At 41.2% G+C, this 2,558-nt stretch carries 3 protein-coding genes; 1 reads left to right on the top strand and 2 read right to left on the bottom strand.

The features are described from left to right. The coding region (locus IM456_RS02435; protein WP_287712737.1) for a hypothetical protein at nt 1–375 on the top strand (375 nt) is incomplete at its 5' end. Between the two features lie 195 nt (nt 376–570). On the opposite strand, the gene IM456_RS02430 is transcribed toward IM456_RS02435, so the two are convergent. Both IM456_RS02430 and IM456_RS02425 read right to left on the bottom strand, forming a co-directional pair. Next, nucleotides 571–840 carry a DEAD/DEAH box helicase family protein gene (locus tag IM456_RS02430; protein ID WP_287712735.1) on the bottom strand — a complete coding sequence of 90 codons (270 nt, stop codon included), beginning with the start codon at nt 838–840 and terminating at the stop codon, nt 571–573. A 495-nt stretch (nt 841–1,335) separates the two neighbouring features. Beyond that, nucleotides 1,336–1,563 carry a hypothetical protein gene (locus IM456_RS02425; RefSeq protein ID WP_287712734.1) on the bottom strand — a complete coding sequence of 76 codons (228 nt, stop codon included), beginning with the start codon at nt 1,561–1,563 and terminating at the stop codon, nt 1,336–1,338. Nucleotides 1,564–2,558: the final 995 nt, after the last annotated feature.

Here is a 2,558-nt window from a genome sequence, read left to right as displayed (position 1 = left end):
GATATCTTTGAGAATATCCTTAGTGGCAATCAAAATGTTAGTGGATCCGCTCATCCAAACCTGCAACACATAAAATCTCAAATTAATCGGATTTTCCACATTGTATATCCCCACTGCAGGGATGTGACACCGTTCCAGGAAGAGAGCATACCGATAGACTTCTCTAATATTCTCAACAAGGACCAAAATTTTGGGATTGACGAGGCCAAATTTCAAAGTGACGTACAAACTGATGGGAATGGTGAGTTTATCCCCAACAGCATAGAAATGACTGATTTGCTATTCCACTTTTTGCCGCTCTTAGATGACTGGCGGCTAGTAGTTTATTTTGATCGATTTTTTCATCCACTAATTTTTGAACTTTTATATCTCTGAACTGAGGGTAATGCAGGACAATTTGAATCCGACTTTATTGCAATTGATGCTTCCGGCGAGCAGCTCCAAGGCATCCCCATAGCCAAAACTGAACAAATAGTCAACCTAAGGTATAGTGATACTCACGATTCTGTCCTTCTCCTTCTTCCACAAATTATTGGCCTGCAGAGGGCTGCCGATGATGATGTGCTTATTCTATATCTGCCCCACCTCCTGCATGTAGAGATTCACTATCGGAATTTTCGTTATGCTCGAAAGGACGTGGTGCAGCGTCTGGGAAAGGTCCTTCGAGTGGCTCAAAAAGATAATGATTCCCTCTTCCTCATTAATAAACTTCTTCACAGATAGCAGCACCAAAGCTATGGTCTTGCCGGACCCCTCGGGGGCGGCGATGATGAGGTTGTGCAAGTCGGTTTCGATCTCAAGAAGCTGCTGCTGAAAATCAGTAGCAACCTGGATTTTCAATTTGTCGAGGCCGCGCAGGATCGATGGGTAGTCCCCAAAGAAATTACTGAGAGGTTTTTCTTATTACATGGCTGTTGTTGATTTGCCTTTGCAATATTATAATAGGGAAAACTATATTAAAAATAATTAATATTATTAACATTGAGAGTAATTATTTTTTATAAGGGTGGCAAGTTTTAGTGAAAAGGGTTCAAAAGAAATAAGCTTAAGCTATTAGGGTAGATAGATTATATTTAAATCTGACTATAATTATTTAAAAATGTTAAGCAAGTAAATCACACTCCTCCTCTTCATTTTCCTAGTCTCAGTCGACAGCTCTGAGTCTCTCCTCAAAGGAGAAATCACATTTTCCACATCCAAAGATGTCGCATGTACTCTTTCCCTCACTCAGAGCTTCGGCCCCTAACAGAATAACCCAAAATCTCGAACATAAAAAACAGTCTATTCTAATTTTTGATCATCCCCGAAGTAGACAGCTGCTCCTAACTGCAAAAATCAAAATTCCAAAGAGACCAAAACCAACCGCCCGTCATCGCAGTCATGGACCTTAGCAACATCGTTCAACCCACCTGCGGCATGTCCAACAAAATCGCCCGCATCCGACAGGCCGGCGGGTTCGGCTTCATCATCGTCACCGATAATAACGCCTTCATCGTCAATCACTGCAAAATGTACGACTCCAATAGCTTCTTCACAGGAGTCATGAACACGACCAACTTCCAAATTCTCAAAAATCAGAAAGAAACCCCCGTCTTCGGCTCGCTCACCATCTCACCCATAGACTCTAATTTGAAGTTGCTGTAGGTTTGGTCCAGCTCGCTCAGCGCACCATCGTATGATAATTTGGTCCTGCTGAAGAAAGTTTTTGAGAAACTGCCGAGCTTGCCCAAGCATGTGGAGTGGAGACCGAGAATCGCCTCTTTGGGATGCAGTCATGGCGATAACGCGATTATCTGCAGCAAGGCTTAGAATGTGGCTTCCTGCGGGTGTCGGGGAGAATTCTGTTCGCCTGAATCACGTAAAAACACGCTAAAATAGATGAAAAGACGCCATAGATATTGATATAGTAAGACATTCGCCAGTTCCTTATCTTCAACCACTACAATTCCAAATATTTCCAATACGTCCAAAATTTCAGAGACCAATGCCTTCCCAATTATCTACAATCAAAGTATTCCCATGATTGCGCAGTAAACGTCATGGATAAGTTGAATATCGATAGCTTCTCTATCAATACCGCAATCTCCAGCTTTTTAGATAGGTGTTCAAATGTGAATTAACTGCAATCCATCTCGAAAACATAGATTTTTGTCACTTTGGAAAAAGATAGAAACGCTTTCGTCAATTACGGAAGGTATCCTTTGCTCCTTCTCAATAAACAAATCGTAATTTTTTTGTTATTTTTAGCTATAATACAAAAATTAGGATGATCTAACCGGTCAATTATGCAGAAAACTGTCCCTCGAAGACTAAGGCTGCTTCGAAGTCAGCTCTATGGTGGTTACAACGGTAACCGGAACTCTATTCTACATCCTTCTCGTCATTCTCTTGGTTTCCATAGGAGCCGCAGTGGTCTGTTTCTATAGGAAGAAGCTTAAAAGAGATATGAACAAAGAGATCAAAATGCAGGTTTCGACAGCAGGTGAACATTACTTCGCACTGACCGATGTCAAATGATCAATGACGTTATTATTCCCTCCAATTTATTAATAATATTT

The organism is Microcystis sp. M079S1 (assembly GCF_020246425.1).
GTDB classification, from domain to species: Bacteria; Cyanobacteriota; Cyanobacteriia; order Cyanobacteriales; family Microcystaceae; genus Microcystis; species Microcystis aeruginosa.
The sequence above is the reverse complement of the archived record's forward strand: the minus strand, read 5'-3'. Positions and strand labels throughout refer to the sequence as shown.